1 protein-coding gene is annotated in these 1,098 nt (G+C 61.2%); it reads left to right on the top strand.

Annotated features, from left to right (window positions below):
* The coding region (clpX, locus tag PFX91_RS23010) for an ATP-dependent Clp protease ATP-binding subunit ClpX (RefSeq protein ID WP_285735221.1) at positions 1-1,098 on the top strand (1,098 nt) is incomplete at its 5' end.

Here is a 1,098-nt window from a genome sequence, read left to right as displayed (position 1 = left end):
TCCCTTCCCAAGCCTCGGGAGATCTATGAGTTCCTGGACTCGTATGTGATCGGTCAGGATCAGGCCAAGAAGGCGTTGTCGGTGGCGGTGTACAACCATTACAAGCGGGTGCGGTCGGAGAGTGAGCGCCCGGGTGATGAGGATGTGGAGATCGCCAAGTCCAACATCTTGTTGTTGGGGCCGACGGGGTCGGGCAAGACGTTGTTGGCGCAGACGTTGGCGCGGATCTTGAACGTGCCGTTCGCGATCGCCGATGCCACGGCGCTGACCGAGGCGGGGTATGTGGGGGAGGATGTGGAGAACATCCTGCTCAAGTTGATCCAGGCCGCGGATTATGACGTGAAGCGGGCGGAGACCGGGATCATCTATATCGATGAGGTGGACAAGGTCGCGCGTAAGAGTGAGAATCCCTCGATCACTCGGGATGTGTCGGGTGAGGGGGTGCAGCAGGCGTTGTTGAAGATCTTGGAGGGGACGACGGCGAGTGTGCCTCCGCAGGGGGGGCGCAAGCATCCGCATCAGGAGTTCATTCAGATCGATACGACGAATGTGTTGTTCATCTGTGGTGGGGCGTTCGCGGGGTTGGAGAAGTTGATCGAGGCGCGGACGGGTCAGCAGGGGATGGGGTTCAATGCGGTGTTGCGGCCTCGGGGGGAGGTGGGTGCGGGGGCGTTGTTCGGTGAGGTGATGCCGGAGGATCTGTTGAAGTTCGGGATGATTCCGGAGTTCGTGGGTCGGTTGCCGGTGATCACGAGTGTGCATGATCTGGATCGGGAGGCGTTGGTCCGGATTTTGACCGAGCCGCGGAATGCGTTGGTGAAGCAGTATCAGCGGTTGTTCGAGCTTGATGGTGTGGAGTTGGAGTTCACGGCGGAGGCGTTGGAGGCGATCGCGGAGCAGGGGATCATTCGGGGGACGGGTGCGCGTGGGTTGCGGGCGATCATCGAGGAGGTGTTGTTGTCGGTGATGTATGAGGTGCCGTCGCGGGAGGATGTGGGGCGGGTGATCATCAGTGGGGAGACGGTGGTGGACAATGTCAATCCCACGATCGTGCCGCGGGGGCAGGTGCGTGGTGCCCGCCAGGAGAAATCCGCCTGA

This window comes from Nocardiopsis sp. ATB16-24 (assembly GCF_030271535.1).
In the GTDB taxonomy this organism is placed as follows: Bacteria; Actinomycetota; Actinomycetes; order Streptosporangiales; family Streptosporangiaceae; genus Nocardiopsis.
This window is presented reverse-complemented; position numbering and strand designations above follow the sequence as displayed.